Source organism: Faecalibacterium sp. Marseille-Q4164, assembly GCF_017377545.1.
Classification (GTDB): Bacteria; Bacillota; Clostridia; order Oscillospirales; family Ruminococcaceae; genus Faecalibacterium; species Faecalibacterium duncaniae.
Map to the genome: position 1 here is coordinate 167,002 of NZ_JAFREJ010000004.1, position 20,853 is coordinate 187,854.

A 20,853-nucleotide genomic window follows, 5' to 3' on the forward strand; every position below is an offset into this window, starting at 1 on the left:
GGTACAAAAAAACCGCCGTAGAAATACGGCGGCAGCCTCCGCACCGTGTCCCGTCGGTGTGGATTGTTCGGGGTTATGCGCTTCATCAGTAGGGGCGCGCACCCAATAAAAGCGGGGTTTTCTGTTCCTGATAAAAGCCTCCTTTCCGCGCCGCCTATTCAAGTTCGGCGGCGTCTACTTCGTAATAGTCAAATACTTCGTCGGGCTTGACGATTGCGGGGCGGCGTCTTAAATGCTTTTCCATATCAAACGTATTCTTTTTGTCATAGTCCGACAGGTATTTGTAGTTGGGGTGTTTGGTAATATCGTATTTCTCGGAGAAAAAGGGGCGTACCCCTCGTAACTGCAAGATACATTTGCCGCCGTCCATAACGGCAATTTCATCTTGGCTCATAAGCTCCTTGCCTAACTTCTGATAGTTCAGCCCGTGGGAAAGCTCCCGCCCTCTGTTCTCGGAAGTGTTGAAGCTGTCTATGGTTTCCTTTCCCAAGATTTCCGATATTTCTTTGAGGGTGGTTTTTTCCTTGCCGCCCAAAAACAAGGTCGTGTCGCAGTTGCCGACAATCGTATCGGCGTTATCCTTGTAAATGGCTTTAAGCTGTGATTGTGATTGCAAAATAATAGAAGCCGATATTTCACGGCTTCGTATGGTGGCAATCAGTTTTTCAAATTTCGGTATCTGCCCGATATTCGCAAATTCATCAAGCAGGCAGCGAACGTGAACGGGCAGCCTGCCGCCGTACACATCATCTGCCTTGTCGCAAAGCAGATTGAAAAGCTGTGTGTAAAGAATACTCACAACAAAGTTAAAGGTGTCGTCCGTATCGGAGATGATAACGAAAAGTGCGGTCTTTCGGTCGCCCAATGTGTCAAGCTCCATTTCGTCTGTTTCCATAAGCTCCCGCAGTTCCCGAATGTCAAAAGGGGCAAGACGGGCGCCGCAGGAAATGAGGATAGAGCTTCTTGTTTTTCCTGCCGATAGCAAAAACTTTTTGTATTGACGCACCGCAAAATGTTCCGGGTCTTTTTCCTCCAGCCGTTCAAACATAAGGTCAACGGGGGATTGAAATTCCGGGTCGTCCTCGCGGGCTTCGCTTGCGTTTATCATTTCAAGCAGGGTCGTAAAGTTCTTTTCATTCTCCGGGGCTTCGTAATGGATATAGCCGATAAGGGCGCAGTAAAAAAGCCGTTCGGACTTTACCCAAAAATCCTCGCCGCTTTTTTCTCCGTCGCCTTTGGTGTTTGCGATTATGGTATTTACAAGTTTCAAAATGTCCTTTTCGCTGCGGATATAGGCAAAGGGATTGTACCGCATTGACTTTTTGAAATTGATTGTGTTTAGCACTTTGATTTTGTACCCGCCGCGCTGCAAGAGTTTCCCGCACTCGATTAAGACGGTGCCTTTCGGGTCGGTTACAACATAGCTTGAGTGCATTTGCATAAGGTTAGGCTTGACGAAAAACCTTGTCTTGCCGCTTCCGCTTCCTCCGATTACAAGCACATTTTTATTTCGTGCATATTTCGGGTGCTTCGGGCGGCTTGACATCATCAGCCTTTCGGTCTGGGTCAAAAGCACGTTGTTTTCAAATACGGGGTCGATATACGGCTTTATGTCCTCGGCATTTCCCCAACGGGCAGAGCCGTACTCAATGCCCTTGCGGTATTTCTTTGCGTTCTTGCCTTTCATATACACCGCAAGTCTTATGATTGCCGCGCCTGCAATACCAATCAACAAGTCCATAGGGTCAAAGCTCGGCAGTGCATTTGAAAAGGCGGCTGAAAATCCGTCCCCGATAGATAAGAGCTTGCCCGTGAGGTCAGCCCCCGGCGCAAGTCTGAACGCCTGCCCGATTTTATCAAAGGCATACACAAAGATAAGATACGGGGCGTTCAGGATAAGCATTTTTTTGATTTCGGGCTTCATCTGTCAATCCCCCTGCCTTTGTGTTTTGTCTGTTGACGGTTAGCGTTAAGTTCCTTTGCTTTTTCTTTGAACGCAACTAAAACTTTGCGGATAGAGGGCTTTTGTTCCTGTGTCAGCTTCTTTGCGGAAAATTCCCTGAAAGCTGCGGTCAGCGCGTCGGCGTCCCGCCCTTTGAAAAAGACAAGGTAACGGGGCGGCTGCTCGGTGGCGTCCTTTTTTAAGGCAAAGTCAATGCCGTATTTTTTCGCCGTATGTTCAAAAGCCTTGATATTGCCCTCGGTAATCTCAATGTTGGATAATCCGGCGTTCTGTTTCGCAAGCTGTTTTAGGGTCTGCTTGCCCTGTGGCTGTTTTTCGTGCTGTTTCTTCATCTGTGCAAGCATAGCCTTGACAGCTTTTTGAAGCGTGGCGGCGGTCAGCTTGCCGCCCTTGATAGAGAGCGCAACCACTTTTTCGTTGATTTCGTCCTGCATTGTTTACCGTCCTCCTTTCCCGGTAGTGTTGTTTGGGGCAGCACCCGTCAAATACGAACGCGCAAGCCGTTCAAGTCCTCGGCGCGAATACCCACAAGATACCAATTATCCCCGTACTCAATGCGGGTCGGTTTCCATTTGCCGCCTGTGAATACCTCCAAGCACTCCCCACAATGCAGGCCGCCGTAATAGTCGGCTACATCAAAACGAATGTCGTAACGGTCGGTATGTTCGTTAAATACCAAAGCTCCTGTTTTCTGTGTCATAGTTTTTTGTCCTCCTGTTCTTTGTGAATGGGTTATAGGGTTTCATACTCGCTGCAAGAGTAGTCGGGTATGCCTGATTTCTGATTGCCGTATAACTTGCCGCTTGCCATATCGTGAGCGACAAGGGCGGTATAGTAGCTGTCAATGGTAGACGGGGCATTGAAAAGCACCGCCTTCAAATACTGCTTGATGTTACGGATTTTCGTTGTGTTCTCCTGCATACAGTCAAGCACAAATTCAATATGGCTGCTGTTCAGCTTCATAAACTTTGCCTTGACAAGCTCGGCGGGGTAATCGTCCCCGGCAATTCGTATCTGCTTCCTTGCGGTACAGACGGTTTCAAGAATGAGGTCAACGATTTCATTCAAGCGGTCTTTGTCAATGCGTTTGTCCTGAAGCAGAATATCATAGTCGATATTGTCCTTGATGATTTCCTCATACACTCTGTATGCGTCGTTCCTTTCCTTTCGCTTCCTTTCCTCGGCTGCGCTTGCGTTGCCGTTGGCTCTTGCTGCGTCCCCGCCAAAAGGCAAGGGGTTTGGGGAATGGATAGGAATGGAATGGGTAATTGATAAATCCGTATTTGATTTTTCTTTTTTTGGTAAGTTAGTCTTTAATATATCTTTATTTAATTGCGTTGGATTTTCCAACGTAGGTTTTTCCAACATAGGTTTTTCCAACGTTGGATTATCCAATGTTGGATTTTCCAATGTAGGTAAATCCGATATAGGCGGCGTGGCTTCCTGTTCCTCGTCAGGCTGCGGCTGCTCATAGATTACATAGTCGGCACCGCGCAGGCGTCCTTTTTCGTCGCGCTCCCTTGAACGTTTGATATATCCGGCTTTTTCAAGCTCCTTTATCGCTTCCCGGATAGCGTCTATCTTTTCCCGGTTGATGTAGGACAGCCCCGCAAGGGTATAATCCCAATCCTCCGGCAAGGACAGCATTTGAGATAACAGCCCCTTTGCCTTTAAGGAAAGTTCCTTGTTGCGTAGGTGGTGGTTGCTCATTACGGTATATCCCGTGTTGCGCTCCACTCGGAAAACTGCCATAGTTTTTTCACTCCTTTGCTGTGGTTTCTGTTACGCAGTTAAAGGCTGATTTTGAGGGAAAAGGTATAAACCCCTTGCCCCCTTAAAACCTGTGTCTGCAAAGCCTTGAAATACAAGCCTTTTTTCGCCCCTACTCCGTAACATAAGGGCATAAAAAAAGCGGCGTTCCTGTTCTTCCGATTTTGGAAGTGAGAAACGCCGCATTTTACGGTCTGTGTTCAGTTTTAGTATAATACCTGCTTGTCCGTCATACGAAAAAACCTTGATTTTACTGTGTTTTCAAAAGTATCGTTATCTAACTTCATCTTTCAATCGACCTGGTTTCCAGGAGATGATTGCCGATGTGGAGGCAGGGATCGTCAAGCGGGTCATCATCAAAGATATGTCCCGTTTTGGCCGTGATTATCTACAGGTGGGTATGTATACCGAGATCATGTTCCCGGAGCATGATGTTCACTTTATCGCCGTAAACGATGGGGTGGACAGCACCCAGGGCGACAATGAGTTTACTCCCTTCCGCAATATCATCAATGAGTGGTATGCGAAAGACACCAGCAAGAAAATCCGTGCTGTGATGAAGGTCAAAGGGAACGCCGGAGAACATTTGACGACTAATGCGCCCTACGGATACATGAAAGACCCGGATGACAGCAAACATTGGATACCCGACCGTGAGGCTGCCGATGTGGTCTATGAAATCGGGCTGTATGTTATGGATGGGTTTGGACCGTCCCAGATAGCACGAAAACTGCGGGAACGGAAAATTCTCACACCTGCCGCTTACTATGAAAGCAAGGGCATTACCTGCAATGTAAAAAAGCAAGGCGATCCTTATGATTGGGATAATACCACGATAGCACATATTATGGATCGTTGGCGTGAATACCTGGGGCATACGGTGAATTTCAAGACCACAAAGAAGTCCTACAAGAGCAAAAAGAAAATCAAAAATCCTGAAAGTGAATGGGTCATCTTCGAGAATACCCATGAACCCATCTGGACAGAAGCCATTGCCGAGGCTGTAAAACAGGCACGGCAATCACGGCGCCGTCCGACAAAGATGGGCGAAATGGGGATGTTCTCCGGCATGATGTATTGTGCCGATTGTGGCTCGATCCTGTACCAGTGCAGAGCGACCGGTTTCCGAAAGGATCAAGAATATTATATCTGCTCTGGATACCGTAAGGGAAAGCAGGTATGCAGCACACCACACTCCATCCGAACGGTTATCCTGGAGGAACTGATCCTTCAAAATCTGCGGGAGATTGTGTCCTTCGCAAGAAGCCACGAAAACCGTTTCGTTCAGATGGTCATGGATATGGATGTAAAGGAACGCAATAAAGGTCTTGCCAAAAAGCGCAAGCTGCTGTCTGAAAGTGAGAAGCGTATCACAGAACTGGATACAATCTTCAAGCGGCTGTATGAGGACAACATCAGCGGCAAGCTGACAGACGAGCGTTTTCACAAGCTGTCCACCGATTATGAAGCGGAACAGGCTAGTTTGCAGACACAGGCTGCAATACTCCGTGAGGAAATCGAAGAAGAAGAAGGCAAAAGTGCCAATGTTGACAGGTTCCTGTCTGTTGTCCGCCAGTACACCGATATCCCGGAGCTGACACCTCGTATCCTGCATGAGTTCGTTGAGAAGATCGTCATTCACGCAGCGACCGATCCCCATAGCAAAATCAACCGCAGACAAGAGGTAGATATCTACTACAAAGGTATCGGGATTTTGGAAATGTCCAAAGTATTTGATAGCAGGCAAAAATGAAAGAAACGGCATAGCCGAAGCTATACCGTTTCTCTCTTGCCTTAGAATGTTTTCTTAACTGGACACACCTAAAAGCATCGTCCCTTTTTGGTTATTTGTGCTCCTTCAGCTGGCAGAGGAAGTCATCGGCTTCGATGGCCTCCGGGGTGAAGGAATTGTTCTTCCACCAGCTGACCAGCGCGGTGGCAATGGTCAGGCCGGTGGAGACCAGCTGCTCCAGCTCTGCCGATTCAATGGGCAGGACACGGTGGCCGGTGGCGCTGAGCACCTGATTGGTCAGCGCCAGTGCCAGCGCCGCCGTGCGGGCCAGCGTGGCGGGAGAGATCTTGCATTTCTTCATGGGGAACTCCTTTCTTTTATAGGATGGTACGGTCGAGCCCCGCCCGGTGGAGCAGGGCGGGATAATCCTTTTCGGTGCGGCTCAGGTCTACGGGGCCGGAGATGCCGGGTACCCTGCCCCTGCTGGTGTACTGCCACATCCCGTGCCTGCGGGCCGGGCGTTTGCCCCGGTAGTCCGCCAGCCAGAGGTCGAAGGGGACCAGCGTGTCCATGTGCAGGGCAGTATCTGCAAAATGGGTGTAGGTGTATACCATGGCGTACAGGCCCCAGTGCTCCAGCTGCCGTGCCGCCCCGGCAACAAGGGCGGAGAGCGCATCCGGTGTCAGAGCACGCAGGCGGGCATCCTCCACGTCGATGGCAGCGGGCAGCTGAAGCCGCTTTCCCCTGAGGGCATCGTGCAGGAGGGCCAGCTCAGCATCCCGCTGTGGGGCAGTAACGGCACAGCTGTAATAGTAGACCCCCACCGGGATGCCCAGCCGGATGCAGGCAGAGTAGTTTGTTTCAAACATGGGGTCGATGTAGGGCGTGCCGTTCCTGCTGCCCAGTGCGCGCAGCATCACGCCGTGGACCCTGCCGCTGGCTTTTACGGTATCCCAGTCTATGCGGCCCTGCCAGCGGGAGACATCCAGCACCGTGAACATCAGGTGGCCTCCAGCAGGGTCTTGAGGGCGGCGGGAGTGACGGTGTCCACCACCAGACTGCCATCGCTGCGGATGGACAGCACCCGCAGGAGGGCACCTGCCTGCGGGGCCACCGGGGCAGGCAGCGCGCCTACGTCCTGCGCGTCCAGCACCACCGCGCCGCCCTTGCCGTTGACACTGAGCAGGGTGCCGTCCTCGGGCGCAAAGGATTCGGCGCGCAGGGCGGCGCTCTCGGCGCGGGAAGCCGAGGTCGCGGCACGGCTGCCATTCAGTGCGGCCCGCTCGGCAGCGTCGGCAGCGGCCTGCGCCTGCCGGGCGGCACTGGCCTCACTGGCGGCACTATTCTGGGCCGCCTGCACCGCCGCATCGGCCTGCCCCGATACCTGGGCGATGAACTGTTCGTACACCGAGGGACTGGGCTCCTCCTCGGTGCCGTCGGTGGGCAGAATGTCGTAGACATCGTACCGGCCCGGGCGGGTGTAAGCGGTATAGCCGCTGCCGTCGGTGGCGGCCAGCATCCATTGCCCGGCGGGCCAGCCCGTGAAGCTGCGGCCCACGGGCGCGCTGTGCGCTGCATCCAGCACAAGGGGTGCGGCAAGGGTGCCGTCGCTGTGGCGGATGTGCAGGGTGATGCTGCACCCGGCCCATTCCGCAGGCAGCTGGAACACCAGCCGGTCCACGCCCTCGGCGTTCTGTGCGCCCAGGTGCAGCCGGGCGGGCTGGGCCGTGAATTCGGTGCCGCCCAGCGTGCGGGAAGTGATCTTGATCTGCATAAAAACCTTCCTTTCTTCGTTTTGACCCCATTGTACCGGTTTGCGGCAGGGCACGGAAGCGCGGTCTTTTTTTATGGCGTTTTTTACCTTTCGGCATTTTGCTGGAAGCCGGTTTTTGACAGAAACTGCGGAGAAACTCCCCGTTATTTCCGGCAGGAAAACAGCGGGGAATTTGTGCCGCAAAATGTCGGATTACGCATGATTGATGCGCCGGAATGTGCAAAAGAGCCCGGCGATTTCTCCCCGGGAAACAGACTTGAAATGTTAAAAAATTATGAACGAATACGACCAATTTTTTGGGAAAATTTCAGAAGGAAACGCCCGAAATCATTCTGAATCAAGGAAAACAATGTACAGATTGCACAAAAAACTATGTGAAACAATTGTCAAGCCGAAGCGCGCTGATTTGACAAATGGGCCGTCGTCTGCTAAAATAGTGCCCGCTCAACGGATCATACACACGTTGGAGCGTCTAAATTTTATTTCTCAGGAAGTAAAACGCCGTATAAAAAGACGGCCCTTTGCAGGGAAAAATGCCCTGCGCTTTGCGGGCAAAGGAAGAGCCCGCCGCATTCCAAAATGATGAAAAGAGAGGAGTTGTCTCGTATCGCTTCCGTCAAATTTCAAAAAGCATTGTCTGACCGCGCTCGTGCGGTCACACCCCGTGTGCTGGCGTTCTGCGTCATGGCAGTGAGCCTTGTGTTCACTTTGGCCGTGACCGCCGCGAATCTGCGGCTGACCTACGTCACCGACTCCGATGGTGCGCGTCAGCTGGTGGTCAGCAGTGAGACCGACCCTGCCCGCGTCATGAGCCTTTCCGGCATTGAGGCCGAAGAGGGCGACCACGTTTACTACACCGCGTTCAGCGGCAATCTTGCCACCCTGAACATTGAGCGGGCCTTCACCGTGAACATCCAGGCCGACGGCCAGGAGTACCCGGTGAAGATGGCCTTTGGCACCGTTGCCGAAGCGCTGGAGCGCGCCGGCATCACCCTGGAGGCAGATGACTACACCGAGCCTGCGCTGGATCAGCTGGTCACTGCGGGCAGTGAGATCACGGTGCACCGGGTGGACTACCAGGACAAGGTGGAGACCCAGACCATCCCCTATGACACCCAGTATATCTACACCAGCCTGTACTTCCGCAACACCGGCCGGGCCACTACCCTGCAGCATGGGGCGGAGGGCCAGCAGACCGTGACCACCCGCGAAAAGTATGTGGACGGCGAGCTGGAAAACAGCATGGTAGTGGATGTGACCACCACGGTGGAGCCCACCGACCATGTCATCAAGACCTATGGTGCCGGTGCGCCCGTTTCTCCCCTGACCGGGCCGGACGGCACCACCAACGCCCCCGCCTCGTACAGCCAGGTCCTCACCGGCAAGGCCACGGGCTATTATTCCCGCACGGGCAAGGGCTCGTCGGGCCTGGGCCTGGGCTACGGCACCGTTGCCGTTGACCCCAGCGTCATCCCTTATGGCACGCTGCTGTACATCACTTCCACGGACGGCAGCTTTGTTTACGGTTATGCCGTTGCCACCGACACCGGTATCGCGGTGCAGAAGGGCCAGATCCTGGTGGATCTCTTCTATGAGACCTACGCAGAGTCGGTCATCAACGGAGCCATTCAGGTCAACGTTTACGTTGTAGGCTGAACCGCATAGCACACGGAAAAATTTGAAAAAGCACCCGCTTCAGTTTCCTGGATTTGCAGGAAAAATGAGGCGGGTTTTTCTTTTTGCCCTATATTCTGTAAAGTTTGCCGAGAATTCTTGTGTAAAATTGGATAAGTTGACCACAATGAAAAAATATTGACGAAAAGATTATAGTAGATTTTGACGGAAAGCCCTTGAAAAATCGGACAAAATTCTTTAATATAAGAGAGTACAAAGGTATAGGCTCACTGCGGCCTGTACGGGGAGGAGCTGTTTATGAGACCGACGGAAGAAAAGATCCAGAAAGATCCCTCGGATCTGCCGATTTATCTGTTCAAGCAGGGCAACAACTGCGAAGCATACCGTTACTTTGGTGCACACCTTGAAACCCGCGCCGGAGAGTCCGGTGTGGTGTTCCGTGTTTGGGCACCCCATGCAGCCGCCATCAGTGTGGTGGGCGATTTCAACAGCTGGAAGCCGGGCAGCCACCCGATGCGCAAAGTGGATGGGGATTCTGTCTGGGAGCTGTTCATCCCCGGCGTAAAGGAATACGATGTCTACAAGTACTGTGTGACCACCCGGGGCGGCGACCTGATCTACAAGGCTGACCCCTATGCGTTCCACGCGGAGACCCGGCCCTCCAACGGCAGCAAGGTCTACGATATCACCGGCTTTGCCTGGCACGATGATGCCTGGCAGACTGCTCAGAAAAAGGCGGACGTGATCAACGGCCCGATGAACATCTACGAGATGCACGCGGGCAGCTGGAAGCTCAAGGACGAGAAGGTTCCCTATAACTATTCTGAGCTGGCCGATGAGCTGATCCCCTACATCCGGGAGATGGGCTACACCCATGTGGAGCTTCTGCCCGTGATGGAGTATCCCTTCGACGGCAGCTGGGGCTATCAGGTCACGGGCTATTTTGCCCCTACCAGCCGCTACGGCACCCCCAAGGACTTCATGGCCTTTGTGGACAAGATGCATGAGGCCGGCATCGGTGTCATCATGGACTGGGTGCCCGCCCACTTCCCGAAGGATGGCTTCGGCCTGTACAACTTTGATGGAGAAGCCTGCTACGAGGACCCCAACCCCAAGCGCGGCGAGCACAAGGAGTGGGGCACCATGGTGTTCGACTTCGGCCGCAGCGAGGTGCAGAGCTTCCTGATCTCCAGCGCCCTGTACTGGCTGGAGCAGTATCACATCGATGGTCTGCGCGTGGATGCCGTGGCCTCCATGCTGTATCTGGATTACAACCGCAAGCAGGGCGAATGGGAGCCCAATAAGAATGGCGGCAAGGAGAACCTGGAAGCAGTTGCTTTCCTGCGCAAGCTGAACGATACGGTTCTGGGCCGCCACCCCCACAAGTGCATGATCGCGGAGGAGTCCACCGCATGGCCCATGGTCACCAAACCGGCCAGCGACGGCGGCCTGGGCTTCAACTTCAAGTGGAACATGGGCTGGATGAACGACATGCTCAGCTACATGAAGACCGACCCGCTCTTCCGCGCGGGCAACCACAACAAGGTCACCTTCAGCTTCTTCTATGCCTTCAGCGAAAACTTTGTGCTGCCCATCAGCCACGATGAAGTGGTGCACGGCAAGGGCAGCCTGATCAACAAGATGCCGGGCGAGTACGATGCTAAGTTTGCCAACCTGCGCACCTTCTTCGGCTACATGATGGCCCACCCCGGCAAGAAGCTGCTGTTCATGGGGCAGGAGTTTGGCCAGTTCACGGAGTGGAACGAGGAAAAGCAGCTGGATTGGATGCTGCTGGACTACGACAAGCACACCGAGCTGCAGAACTACGTCAAGACCCTGAACGCCTTCTATAAAGAGCACCCCGCCTTCTGGCAGATCGATTACAGCTGGGAGGGCTTCCAGTGGATCGTGCCCGATGACTCCAAGCAGAGCGTGATCGCCTTCCTGCGCAAGGATGCAAACGGCAAGCAGATCCTGGTGGTCTGCAACTTCAACCCCGTCCTGCGCGAGGGCTATGCCCTGGGCGCACCCGTGGCAGGTACATACAAGGAAGTGCTGAACAGCGATGACGAGGCCTTCGGCGGTTCCGGCGCGGTCCATAACAAGTCCGTGCGCACCCACAAGAAGCCCCTGCATGGCTTTGAGCAGAGCATTACCATCACCCTGCCGCCCATGAGCACCCTGTATTTTGAGGTGCCCACCAAGCGCACCCGCAAGGCAGCAGATCCGGCCAAGACGGCCCAGACCGTGAAAAAGACCGCTGCCAAAAAGACAGCCGCCAAGACCACGAAGACCGCCAAGGCTGAGCCTGCCGTGAAGGAGGAAAAGCCCAAAAAGACCTCCACCCGCAAGGCAAAGGCAGAAGCGGAACCTGCACCGGAAAAGACCCCGGCCAAGCGCGGCCGGAAGCCCAAGGCAGAAGCCGCTGCCGCACCCGAAGCAGCACCCGCCAAGCGGGGCCGCAAACCCAAAGCCGAGCCCGCTGAAGCTGCCCCCGCGGCAGCCGAAAAGCCTGCCCGCAAGCCCCGCGCCAAAAAGGCCGCCAAGACCGAGGAGTGACCGGGGCGCATCCGCACAACACAGTCAAACCATTTCCAAATCCAATAAATCCGGAAATGTGTAAAAGGGGAGAATAAAGCTATGGCAAAAGAAATTGTGGCAATGATCCTTGCCGGCGGACGTGGCTCGCGCTTGTACGCGCTGACACAGAAAACGGCAAAACCTGCAGTGGGGTTCGGCGGCAAATACCGCATCGTGGACTTCCCGCTGTCCAACTGCGTCAACTCCAACATTGATACTGTGGGCATCGCAACCCAGTATCAGCCCCAGAAGCTGAACGAGTACATCGGCAACGGCCAGCCTTGGGATCTGGACCGCCTGTACGGCGGCGTGCACACCCTGCCCCCCTACGAGCAGGCAAAGGGCACCGACTGGTACAAGGGCACTGCAAACGCCATCTACCAGAACATCAGCTTCATCGACAGCTATGATCCTGAGTACGTCATCATCCTGTCCGGTGACCAGATCTGCAAGCAGGACTACGCCGACTTCCTGCGCTTCCACAAGGAAAAGGGCGCGGAGTTCTCCGTGGCTGTCATGGAGGTCGATTGGAAGGAAGCTTCCCGCTTTGGCCTGATGGTGGCAGACGAGAACGATAAGATCACCGAGTTCCAGGAGAAGCCCCCGGTTCCCAAGTCCAACCTGGCTTCCATGGGCATCTACATCTTCAACTGGGATGTGCTGAAGAAGTACCTGGAAGAGGACGAGGCTGATCCCAACTCCAAGAACGACTTTGGCATGAACATCATCCCCGCTCTGCTGCGGGATGGCCGCAAGATGTATGCTTACCACTTCAACGGCTACTGGCGTGACGTGGGCACCATCGACAGCCTGTGGGAAGCCAACATGGAAGTGCTGGACCCCGAGAACTCCGGCATTGATATCTTCGACAAGAAGTGGAAGATCTACAGCCGCAACCCCGTGCTGCCCGCCCAGAAGATCGGCCCCCGCGCCGTGGTGCAGGATTCCCTCATCACCGAGGGCTGCCAGATCTATGGCCGCGTCCAGCACTCTGTCCTGAGCGCAGGCGTTACCGTGGAAGAGGGCGCTACCGTTGAGGATGCTGTCCTGATGGATGGCGTTGTGGTCAAGGCAGGTGCCGTGGTCAAGCGCTGCATCCTGGCTGAGGATGTTGTGGTGGGTGCCGGTGCCAAGATCGGCGGCGAGGGCCCCATTGCACATGTGGGTACCGGCCTTACCGTTGGCGCAGGCGCTACCGTAAAAGAGGGTGCCAAAGTATTTGATTCCGTCAAGGAGGGCGAGGAAGTATGCTGAGCCAGAACAACAATGCGTTGGGCATCATTTTCCCCAACAGCTATGATAACACCGTACCGGAGCTTGTGACTGAGCGCACCATGGCTTCGATCCCCTTTGCAGGCCGTTACCGCATGGTGGACTTTATGCTGTCCAGCATGGCAAACTGCGGCATCTCCAATGTCTCCATCGTGGTGCGCAAGAACTACCACTCCCTGATGGATCATCTGGGCACCGGCCGTGAGTGGGATATGGCCCGCCGTCACGGCGGCCTGAACATCGTGCCTCCCTTTGCAGAAAAGGGCGTGCGCATCTATTCCGGCCGTGTGGAGGCTCTGGGCTCCATCCTGAGCTACCTGGAGAACCAGAAGGAGAAGTACGTTGTGATGAGCGATGCCAACATCGCCATCAACTACGATTTCAACGCCCTGCTGGCTGCCCATCAGGCAAGCGGCGCGGATGTGACCATCGCCTACCAGAAGACTGAGATCCCCGAGGGCCGCAAGAACGACAACTACACCCTGACTGTGGATGCCGATGGCCGTGTGACCGAGCTGCTGTTCAATGATTACCGCCCCGGTGTCCAGAACCTGGACCTGAACATCTACGTTCTGGAGCGCGAGACCCTGATCAAGCTGGTCAAGGATGCGACCTCCCGCGGCCTGATCTACTTTGAGCGTGACATCCTGGCCCACAACGTCAACATCCTGAACATCCGTGCTCTGGAGTACACCGGCTATGTGGCCCATGTCTGCGACATGAAGAGCTACTTTGATGAGAACCTCAAGCTCATCGATGAGAAGAACCTGAACGCTCTGTTCCCCAAGGAGAGCCCTGTCTACACCAAGATCCGTGATGACAACCCCGTGCGCTACGTCAACGGCTCTTCCGTCAGCAATTCCCTGCTGGCCGATGGCTGTGTCATCGAGGGCACCGTGGAGAACTGCGTGCTGTTCCGCGGCGTTCGCGTCAAGAAGGGTGCTGTGGTCAGAAACTGTGTCCTGATGCAGGATACCGTTGTGGAACCAGGCGCTCAGCTGGACTGCGTTGTCACCGATAAGAACGTGCGTGTGACCGCCGACAAGAAGCTCTCCGGTACCGAGAGCTTCCCGGTCTATGTTCAGAAGAACCACACCGTCTGAGCCTGACACACCGAAACTTTCACAGGGGCGGCTCCCCTCCCCGGTAGCCCCTCTCAAAGAGGGGCGGGGGCCTTTGCGCCCCCGCCCGCTCTTTGTGTATCCGCCCTTTTTTCTGGAAAGGAGAAATACTATGAAGATCCTGTATGCCGCTTCGGAAGCGACCCCCTTTGCCAAGTCCGGCGGTCTGGCCGACGTGGCAGGCTCCCTGCCCAAGGCTCTGGTCAAGGACGGCGTGGATGCCCGCGTCATCATGCCGCTGTACGGCGACCTGAAAATGCGCGACAAGCTGGAGTATGTCACCAACTACTCGGTGCCCGTGGGCTGGCGCAGCCAGTACTGCGGCCTGTTCAAGGCTGAGGTCAACGGCGTGACCTACTACTTCCTGGACAACGAGTATTACTTCAAGCGCCGCGGCCTGTACGGCTTCTACGATGACGGCGAGCGCTTCGCCTTCTTCTCCCGCGCTGTGCTGGAGACCCTGTTCTACATCGACTTCACCCCCGATATCATCAACTGCAACGACTGGCAGACCGCGCTGGTTCCCGTTTACCTGAACCTGTACTACCGCCATCTGGATAAGTTCAACCGGATCAAGACCATCTTCACCATCCACAACATCGCATATCAGGGCAAGTACGGCACCGATATCCTGGAGGATACCTGCGGCATCGGCCACCGTGACCAGCACATCGTGGAGTACGATGGCTGCGCCAACTTTATGAAGGGTGCCTTTGAGACGGCAGATAAGATCACCACCGTCAGCCCCACCTACGCACAGGAGATCCTGGACCCCTGGTTCAGCTACGGTCTGGATGCCCTGCTGCGGGAAAAGCAGTATAAGCTTTGCGGCATCCTGAACGGCATTGATATGGAGGCCAATAACCCTGCCACCGACCCCCAGATTCCCTTCAACTACGATGTGACCAACGTTGAAGAGGGCAAGGCAAAGTGCAAGGAGGCCCTGCAGGACAAGTTTGGCCTGCACAAGGATGGCAGCCCCGTCTTTGCCATGGTCAGCCGCATGGTCGGCATGAAGGGCTTTGACCTGGTGCAGAGCATTGCTGATGGTCTGGTGGACCGCGGCATCGAGCTGGTCATTCTGGGCAGCGGCGAGAACCAGTACGAGACCTTCTTCTCTGACCTGTGCGCCCGTCATCCGGGCCGCGTGGGCACCTACATCGGCTTTGAGCCCGCCCTGTCTCAGGAGATCTACGCCGGTGCAGACGTGTTCATCATGCCTTCCAAGAGTGAGCCCTGCGGCCTGGCACAGATGGTGGCCTGCCGCTACGGCACGCCTCCCATCGTCCGCGAGACCGGCGGCCTGCGGGATTCCATCCATGACTGCACGCTGGGCGAGGGCAACGGCTTTACCTTTGCCGGTTACAGCGCCCATGAGCTGTACGATGCCTGCTGCCGTGCACAGGATCGCTACTACAACAAAGAGGACTGGAACAACCTCGTCAAGCACGACATGGAATGCGATTTCAGCTGGGACCTCTCTGCCAAGAGCTACGAGGGCCTGTACAACGAGACCGCAAACCTCTGGTAAATCATTTTCATAAGTCTGCCTTTTGCCGCCCGGTTCGCAGGAGCCGGGCGGCTTTTTTTGCGGACTTCCACACATATTTTACAAGAATCATCCGCAAAAAGCGGCAAGGCACCTTTGCACTTCCGACAGGACTGTGCTACAATGAAAAACATTGATAGCTCTTTCATGTTTTTGAAGAAATGGCAGAGTAGATAAGGAGAACGATATGAACTGGAAACGTGTCATCAGCGGCGTGCTGGCAGCAGCGATGCTGTCCGCTCTGCCGGTGCAGCTTCTGGTGTCGGCGGAAGGCACGGAGGCGGTCGGGCATGCCGATGGCTGGCAGGAACTGACCACTCTGGAATCTCTTGACGAAAGCAATACTTTCTTTTACAGCAAGGACGACCAGACATTTGAAAAGATTACCCACCCGGAAAAGGATGCCAAAACCGCAGACGGCATCGTGGATTATCTGGGAGACGGTGCGGTGGCGGTGGTGACTGACCCGGAGAATGCCGCCTACAACGCCGGTGACCGGGGTCAGAACTACGCATGGTCGGCGGTCGGCTACGGCGACTGGCTGTATGTGGGCACCTGCTACGCCGCCATCGGCAACACCCTCTCCCTGATGAAGAGCAGTCTGGGCGACGAATACGACGACAAGGTGCTTGCCGCCACCTTCGATGCCCTTTACAACGGCACTTTCTTTCTGACCGAGGAGGATGGCGGCCGGCCCAAGGGCGTGCTGGTGAAGATCAACACCAAGACCGGCGAGACCAAGGTGTTGATGTCCGGCTCCTACAACGGTTACACCCCCCTGTTCCGCAACGCATTGGAGTATAACGGCAAGCTGTACTTCTGCGGCAGTGTGGGTGGCGGCGGCATCGGCTTTCTGCCCAGCATCTGGCAGGTGGACCCCGCCACCGACGAGTGCAAGCCGGTGTATATCGGTCTGAACAGTGTGCAGGATTATGCCGCAGCCTACCAGCAGGGCATCTCCGTGGGCATCCGCGGTATGTGCGTCTACAAGGATCAGCTGGTCATCAGCAACGTAACCATGGATGCCGCCACCGGCAAGAGCAGCGCCGCCCTGCTGATCTCCTCCGATCCGGAAAAGGGCTTTACCCAGATCGCGGATTCCGACAGCCTGTTCAACTACCCCGCCTATCACTACGCCGACAGCATCTACGGCGGCAGCATCTGGGATATGGCTGAGTTCAACGGCCGCCTGTATGTTTCCATCTGCACCGGCACCGAGGACAATATGCCGGACGACAACACCATGCAGTCCTTTGCACTGGTGCGGGGCGATCAGAACCCTGACGGCACCTTCACATGGACACCAGTGGCAGGCGATCAGGAAAAGGATGGTGCCCGCTACACCTTCGGCATCGACCCGGAACGCACTCGCTCCGGTGCGGCGAACCTGATCGTGTACAACGACCACCTCTATATTGGCGAGTACAACGATGAGGAGATCGCACTGGAGCGCATCCTCTTTGCCAAGACCGGCAAGAACGCCGACGGTCAGTTTGGCGGCGGGCTGGACTGCCGGTTCATCAACGCCAATCTGGAACAGTCGGTGAACCTGTACCGTATGGACAGGGACGAGAACATGGAGCTTGTGGTGGGCAATGCCACCAAGATGTTCCCCTCCGGCAGCCTTTCTGGCTTAAAGTCCGGCTTTGGGCGCAATGAGAACCAGTACATCTGGCGGATGCAGGTGTATGATGGCAAGCTGTATGTGGGTACCTTTGACACCAGCAGCATGCTGGAGTGCGTTGGTCAGTTCGTCAATGGCAACCTGCTGACGCGCACCCCTGCGCAGTGGAAGACCCAGTGGGAATATCTCAAGACCCTGATGAAGGCACTGCAGGCGACGGACCCCGATGGCAACGGGAACCCCGACACGCTGGCCCAGACCATCAAGTTTTCCTACAAATTCGTGTTCGAGAACATCACGGTCAGCAACATCGCCAGTGCCATCCGACTGCTCAACTACATGCGCAAGGCAAAGCAGGGCTTTGACCTGTATGTTTCGGAGGACGGCGTGAACTTCCAGACCATCACCGTGGACGGTTTTGGAGACCCCTACAACCATGGTCTGCGGGCATTCGCCACCACCGACCAGGGTCTGTGCCTTGGCACTGCCAATCCCTTCTACGGCACGCAGGTGTGGATCAAGCGCAAGGACAGCTGACCTCCGCACTTCCAGGATAACCGCCGCCCAGCTCTCAAATGAGCTGGGCGGTTTTTTGTGTTTTGCACAAGAAACCTATCATATTTTTGGTATTGATGCTGCCGGAGACGGACATACTCCACCGTGGACGTACAATTATGGCGTTAGTGTGAACGAACTATGAAGTTTTACCAAAAATCGGTGGAAAATTGATTGAAAAGTTCAGTGAATTGAATTATACTATCCATATAAGCTTTTTAACCGGAGCGAAACCATTGCGAAAGGGTGCGGCGGGCTGCTGGTTCGGGCCTGCGCACAGAGGGAGGGCGACACCGCATGAAGGGCTGGTACAAGGCGCTGGAAGATCTTGTCTGGCTGACCCAGCTGGGCCTGAATATGCTGCTGCCGCTGGTCATGTGCCTGGGCGGTGCCTGGTGGGCGGTGAACAGCTGGAGCTGGCCGGAATGGGTGTTCCTGCCGGCCATCCTGCTGGGCCTTGCCTCCGGGGCGCAGAACTTCTGGTATTTTGCCAAGGAGCACCTGGACCGCGCCAAAAAGGAAAAACCGAAGCGGGTGGGGTTCAACTCACATCAGTAAACATTACAGGAGGTTTCCCTTTATGAAACTACAGCCGGAATCCAAAAAGGAGCTGACGCGCATCGCCTGCGGCACGGCCATCTGCACCGCTGCCCTGTGGGTGGCCTTTGCGGCGCTGCACCTGGTTGGCTGGGTGAAATTTGATTACACTGTCGTTCTGGGCAGTCTCATCGGCGCGGCCGTGGCCATCGGCAACTTTGCGGGCATCTGCATCGTGTGTCAGAAGGTCATCGACGAGCAGGATGAGAAACGGCGCAAAGCCACATTACAAGCTTCCTACAACGTCAGAATGCTTTTGCAGGCGGTGTGGATCATCGTGTCCATCGGGGCACCCTGCTTCCAGCCCTTTGCCAGCGTTCTGCCCTTGTTGTTCCCGCGTGTTACGATCTACTACCTGCAAATAACCGGCAAGTACAAGCCCCTTGCACCGGCCGGGCCCTCGGTGGATGTCTCTGTGGAGGACGACCCCGAACCCGCCCCGGAGCCGGAGGCTGAGCCCCGTGACGAAGGGGGTGAAACGTAACAAATGGAACTGAACGGCGCAAAGATCCTGTATACCATCCATACCGATATCCCCCTGCTGGGCGATCTCAAGATCACCCAGACCCTAGTCACTACCTGGATCGTCATGGCGCTGCTTTCGGGCCTGGCCATCTGGCTGGGCAGCAACCTCAAGCTGGAAAATGTCTCAAAGCGGCAGGCCGCGGCCGAGTTCATCGTGGAGCGGCTGGATCAGTTCGTGCACGACAACATGGGGTATCACTTTGACAAGTATATCCCCCTGATCGGCTCGATCTTCGCTCTGAGCATCGGCTGCAACCTCATCAGTGTCATTGGCCTGTGGAGCCCCACGGCCGACCTGAACACCGAGGCTGCGTGGGCCATTGTGGTGTTTGTGCTGATCATGTACTACAAGATCAAGACCAACGGCATCTTTTCCTATCTGAAGGGCCTGCTGGACCCGATCTTCATCATGGCACCCATCAATGTGCTGTCGGAGATCTCGACCCCCGTCAGCATGGCGTTCCGTCACTTTGGCAACATCCTGTCCGGTACTGTCATTTCCACACTGCTGTACTGGGCGCTGGCAAGCCTGAGCCATGTCATCTTCGGCTGGCTGCCCGGCTTCCTGAGCCAGATCCAGCTGTTCCAGATCGGCATCCCGGCCTTTACGGGCCTGTATTTCGACTGGTTCGGCGGCTGCATTCAGGCGTTCATCTTCTGTACCCTGACCGCAATTTTCATCAAACGTGCTGCCGGTGAGGACTAAGCCCTCACAACGGCATCTCCCAAAACAAAAACTTTTTTGGAGGACAAAACTTATGACTGACTTTCAGTACCTTGCTCGTGGTATCGCCCTGGCAGGCTGCGGCATCGGCGCAGGCTGCGCACTGATCGCAGGTATCGGCCCCGGTATCGGCGAAGGCAACGCTGCCGCCGCTGCCTGTGAGGCCGTGGGCCGCCAGCCTGAGTGCAAGAGCGACGTGACCAGCACCCTGATCCTGGGCGTTGCACTTTCCGAGACCACCGGTATTTACGGCTTTGTTACCGGCCTGCTGCTGATCTTCCTGGCACCCGGCATGTTTATGAAGTTCCTGGCATAAGCGGAACCTTTTACAAAAGAACGAAAGGAGACGCTTATGGAACTGTACCAGGCGTTGATCACGCTGGACGGCTGGACCTTTCTGGCCCAGATCTGCAACCTGATGATCCAGCTGCTCATCTTCAAAAAGTTCCTGCTGAATCCGGTCAAAAAGGTGATCGCCGAGCGCAAGGCCAAGGCGGACAGCCAGATCGCCGATGCTGCAAAGCTGCGCACCGAGGCTGAGGCCATGAAAGCGGAGTACGAGCAGAACCTGCAGAATGCCCGCGCCGAGGCCAACCAGATCGTTGCCCGTGCCCAGAAAACGGCCACCGCCCGCGGTGAAGAAATCGTGGGCGAGGCCCGTGCACAGGCCGCTGCCCTGAAGCAGAAGGCGGAGGCTGACATTGCGCAGGAGCGCAAGAAGGCCGTGAACGAGGCAAAGGACGAGATCGGCGGCATGGCCATGGAGATCGCCTCCAAGGTGGTCGAGCGTGAGATCAAGGAAGCCGACCACAAGGACCTGATCGACGAATTTATCAAAAACGTGGGTGAAGCATCATGACCGAGACAGCAAGGATGTACGGCGGAAGCCTGTATGACCTGGCAGCGGAGGAAGGGCTGGAGACCCGCATTCTGGGCGAGCTGGACGAGGCCGTGGCGCTTTTTAAGGCAAGCCCGGAGTACCTGCATTTGCTCAGCACCCCCAGCATCCCCAAAAAGGAGCGCTGCGGCCTGCTGGACGAAGCGCTGCGGGATCGGGTTCACCTCTATGTGCTGAACTTTTTGAAGATCCTGTGCGAGAAGGGCACCCTGCGGGAGCTGCCCGGCTGCGCCCGGGCCTACCGGGTGCGCTACAATCAGGCACACGGTATTCTGGAAGCAGCGGCAACCACTGCAGTGGCAATGACGGAGCAGCAGGTGAAGAGCCTGCACGAAAAGCTGGAGAAGCTCACCGGCAAGACCATCGACCTGAAAACAAAGGTCGATCCGGCTGTGCTGGGCGGCATCCGGCTGGATATCGAGGGCACCGAGCTGGACGGCACGGTTCAGAACCGTCTGGCGGCGCTGCGCAGGGATATCGCGTCCGTGACACTGTGATCCATCGAATTTCCACCCGAAAGATTTTAAGAATTGA

General features: G+C 55.6%; 22 protein-coding genes and 1 pseudogene. 15 read left to right on the top strand and 8 right to left on the bottom strand.

Features of this window, described 5'->3' with window-relative positions; all coding sequences use genetic code 11:
* Positions 1-154 precede the first annotated feature (154 nt).
* Genes J3352_RS06860 through J3352_RS14490 form a run of 4 tightly spaced genes read right to left on the bottom strand, consistent with a single transcriptional unit; the run spans position 155 to position 3,106 of the window.
* The gene (locus J3352_RS06860) at positions 155-1,924 is read right to left on the bottom strand and encodes a VirD4-like conjugal transfer protein, CD1115 family (RefSeq protein ID WP_156066437.1); all 1,770 of its coding nucleotides are present in this window, start codon (positions 1,922-1,924) and stop codon (positions 155-157) included.
* The gene (locus tag J3352_RS06865) at positions 1,921-2,397 is read right to left on the bottom strand and encodes a PcfB family protein (protein WP_156066439.1); all 477 of its coding nucleotides are present in this window, start codon (positions 2,395-2,397) and stop codon (positions 1,921-1,923) included. Before J3352_RS06865 ends, J3352_RS06860 begins: the two co-directional genes overlap by 4 nt.
* A gap of 47 nt (positions 2,398-2,444) precedes the next feature.
* Positions 2,445-2,663 carry a DUF5348 domain-containing protein gene (locus J3352_RS06870; RefSeq protein WP_156066441.1) on the bottom strand — a complete coding sequence of 73 codons (219 nt, stop codon included), beginning with the start codon at positions 2,661-2,663 and terminating at the stop codon, positions 2,445-2,447.
* 32 nt (positions 2,664-2,695) lie between these two features.
* A complete protein-coding gene (locus J3352_RS14490) occupies positions 2,696-3,106 on the bottom strand; it encodes a DUF6017 domain-containing protein (protein ID WP_156066443.1) in 411 nt (136 codons plus the stop codon).
* A 112-nt stretch (positions 3,107-3,218) separates the two neighbouring features.
* Between J3352_RS14490 and J3352_RS14495 the strand changes: the two genes are divergently transcribed.
* Positions 3,219-3,437: a hypothetical protein gene (locus tag J3352_RS14495; RefSeq protein ID WP_197036530.1), complete on the top strand. Its 219-nt coding sequence runs from the start codon at positions 3,219-3,221 to the stop codon at positions 3,435-3,437.
* 116 nt (positions 3,438-3,553) lie between these two features.
* On the opposite strand, the pseudogene J3352_RS14500 reads toward J3352_RS14495, so the two are convergent.
* A pseudogene (locus J3352_RS14500) lies at positions 3,554-3,715 on the bottom strand (helix-turn-helix domain-containing protein); the annotation flags it as partial.
* A gap of 214 nt (positions 3,716-3,929) precedes the next feature.
* Here J3352_RS14500 and J3352_RS06885 point away from each other — a divergent pair.
* Positions 3,930-5,486: a recombinase family protein gene (locus J3352_RS06885; RefSeq protein WP_279237276.1), complete on the top strand. Its 1,557-nt coding sequence runs from the start codon at positions 3,930-3,932 to the stop codon at positions 5,484-5,486.
* A gap of 91 nt (positions 5,487-5,577) precedes the next feature.
* Here the strand turns inward: J3352_RS06885 and J3352_RS06890 are convergent, their stop codons facing one another.
* From J3352_RS06890 to J3352_RS06900, 3 genes are read right to left on the bottom strand one after another with little or no spacing between them, the layout of a single operon-like run.
* Positions 5,578-5,826: a phage holin gene (locus J3352_RS06890; protein WP_005928396.1), complete on the bottom strand. Its 249-nt coding sequence runs from the start codon at positions 5,824-5,826 to the stop codon at positions 5,578-5,580.
* 16 nt (positions 5,827-5,842) lie between these two features.
* Positions 5,843-6,466 carry a GH25 family lysozyme gene (locus J3352_RS06895; RefSeq protein ID WP_156066447.1) on the bottom strand — a complete coding sequence of 208 codons (624 nt, stop codon included), beginning with the start codon at positions 6,464-6,466 and terminating at the stop codon, positions 5,843-5,845.
* Entirely contained in the window at positions 6,466-7,239 is a 774-nt protein-coding gene (locus J3352_RS06900; protein WP_156066449.1) for a hypothetical protein, read from the bottom strand. Before J3352_RS06900 ends, J3352_RS06895 begins: the two co-directional genes overlap by 1 nt.
* Positions 7,240-7,513: 274 nt before the next feature.
* Between J3352_RS06900 and J3352_RS06905 the strand changes: the two genes are divergently transcribed.
* The 13 genes from J3352_RS06905 to atpH all read left to right on the top strand — a co-directional run bounded on the left by J3352_RS06905 (position 7,514) and on the right by atpH (position 20,816).
* A complete protein-coding gene (locus J3352_RS06905) occupies positions 7,514-7,822 on the top strand; it encodes a hypothetical protein (protein WP_156066451.1) in 309 nt (102 codons plus the stop codon).
* Positions 7,823-7,836: 14 nt separating this feature from the next.
* Positions 7,837-8,895 (top strand): 3D domain-containing protein, encoded by a 1,059-nt coding sequence (locus J3352_RS06910; protein ID WP_242699296.1) that lies wholly within the window; start codon positions 7,837-7,839, stop codon positions 8,893-8,895.
* Positions 8,896-9,171: 276 nt separating this feature from the next.
* Complete coding sequence (glgB, locus tag J3352_RS06915; RefSeq protein ID WP_156066453.1) at positions 9,172-11,433, top strand: 1,4-alpha-glucan branching protein GlgB; 2,262 nt, start codon at positions 9,172-9,174, stop codon at positions 11,431-11,433.
* An 81-nt stretch (positions 11,434-11,514) separates the two neighbouring features.
* A complete protein-coding gene (locus J3352_RS06920) occupies positions 11,515-12,708 on the top strand; it encodes a glucose-1-phosphate adenylyltransferase (RefSeq protein ID WP_097769733.1) in 1,194 nt (397 codons plus the stop codon).
* Positions 12,702-13,829: a glucose-1-phosphate adenylyltransferase subunit GlgD gene (gene glgD, locus J3352_RS06925; protein ID WP_005930299.1), complete on the top strand. Its 1,128-nt coding sequence runs from the start codon at positions 12,702-12,704 to the stop codon at positions 13,827-13,829. The genes J3352_RS06920 and glgD overlap by 7 nt, the downstream gene beginning before the upstream one ends.
* 130 nt (positions 13,830-13,959) lie before the next feature.
* Complete coding sequence (locus J3352_RS06930) at positions 13,960-15,378, top strand: glycogen synthase (RefSeq protein WP_097772974.1); 1,419 nt, start codon at positions 13,960-13,962, stop codon at positions 15,376-15,378.
* Between the two features lie 205 nt (positions 15,379-15,583).
* The gene (locus tag J3352_RS06935; RefSeq protein WP_156066455.1) at positions 15,584-17,557 is read left to right on the top strand and encodes a hypothetical protein; all 1,974 of its coding nucleotides are present in this window, start codon (positions 15,584-15,586) and stop codon (positions 17,555-17,557) included.
* A 315-nt stretch (positions 17,558-17,872) separates the two neighbouring features.
* Positions 17,873-18,133 carry an AtpZ/AtpI family protein gene (locus J3352_RS06940; protein WP_005930287.1) on the top strand — a complete coding sequence of 87 codons (261 nt, stop codon included), beginning with the start codon at positions 17,873-17,875 and terminating at the stop codon, positions 18,131-18,133.
* Positions 18,134-18,155: 22 nt separating this feature from the next.
* Entirely contained in the window at positions 18,156-18,656 is a 501-nt protein-coding gene (locus J3352_RS06945) for an ATP synthase subunit I (RefSeq protein ID WP_098923799.1), read from the top strand.
* A gap of 3 nt (positions 18,657-18,659) precedes the next feature.
* Positions 18,660-19,403, top strand: coding sequence for a F0F1 ATP synthase subunit A (locus J3352_RS06950; RefSeq protein WP_097772971.1), 744 nt, complete (start codon positions 18,660-18,662; stop codon positions 19,401-19,403).
* 52 nt (positions 19,404-19,455) lie between these two features.
* Complete coding sequence (atpE, locus tag J3352_RS06955) at positions 19,456-19,737, top strand: ATP synthase F0 subunit C (protein ID WP_005930278.1); 282 nt, start codon at positions 19,456-19,458, stop codon at positions 19,735-19,737.
* 36 nt (positions 19,738-19,773) lie between these two features.
* Complete coding sequence (gene atpF, locus J3352_RS06960) at positions 19,774-20,280, top strand: F0F1 ATP synthase subunit B (protein ID WP_005930275.1); 507 nt, start codon at positions 19,774-19,776, stop codon at positions 20,278-20,280.
* Positions 20,277-20,816 carry an ATP synthase F1 subunit delta gene (gene atpH / locus J3352_RS06965; protein WP_005930273.1) on the top strand — a complete coding sequence of 180 codons (540 nt, stop codon included), beginning with the start codon at positions 20,277-20,279 and terminating at the stop codon, positions 20,814-20,816. The genes atpF and atpH overlap by 4 nt, the downstream gene beginning before the upstream one ends.
* Positions 20,817-20,853 lie beyond the last annotated feature (37 nt).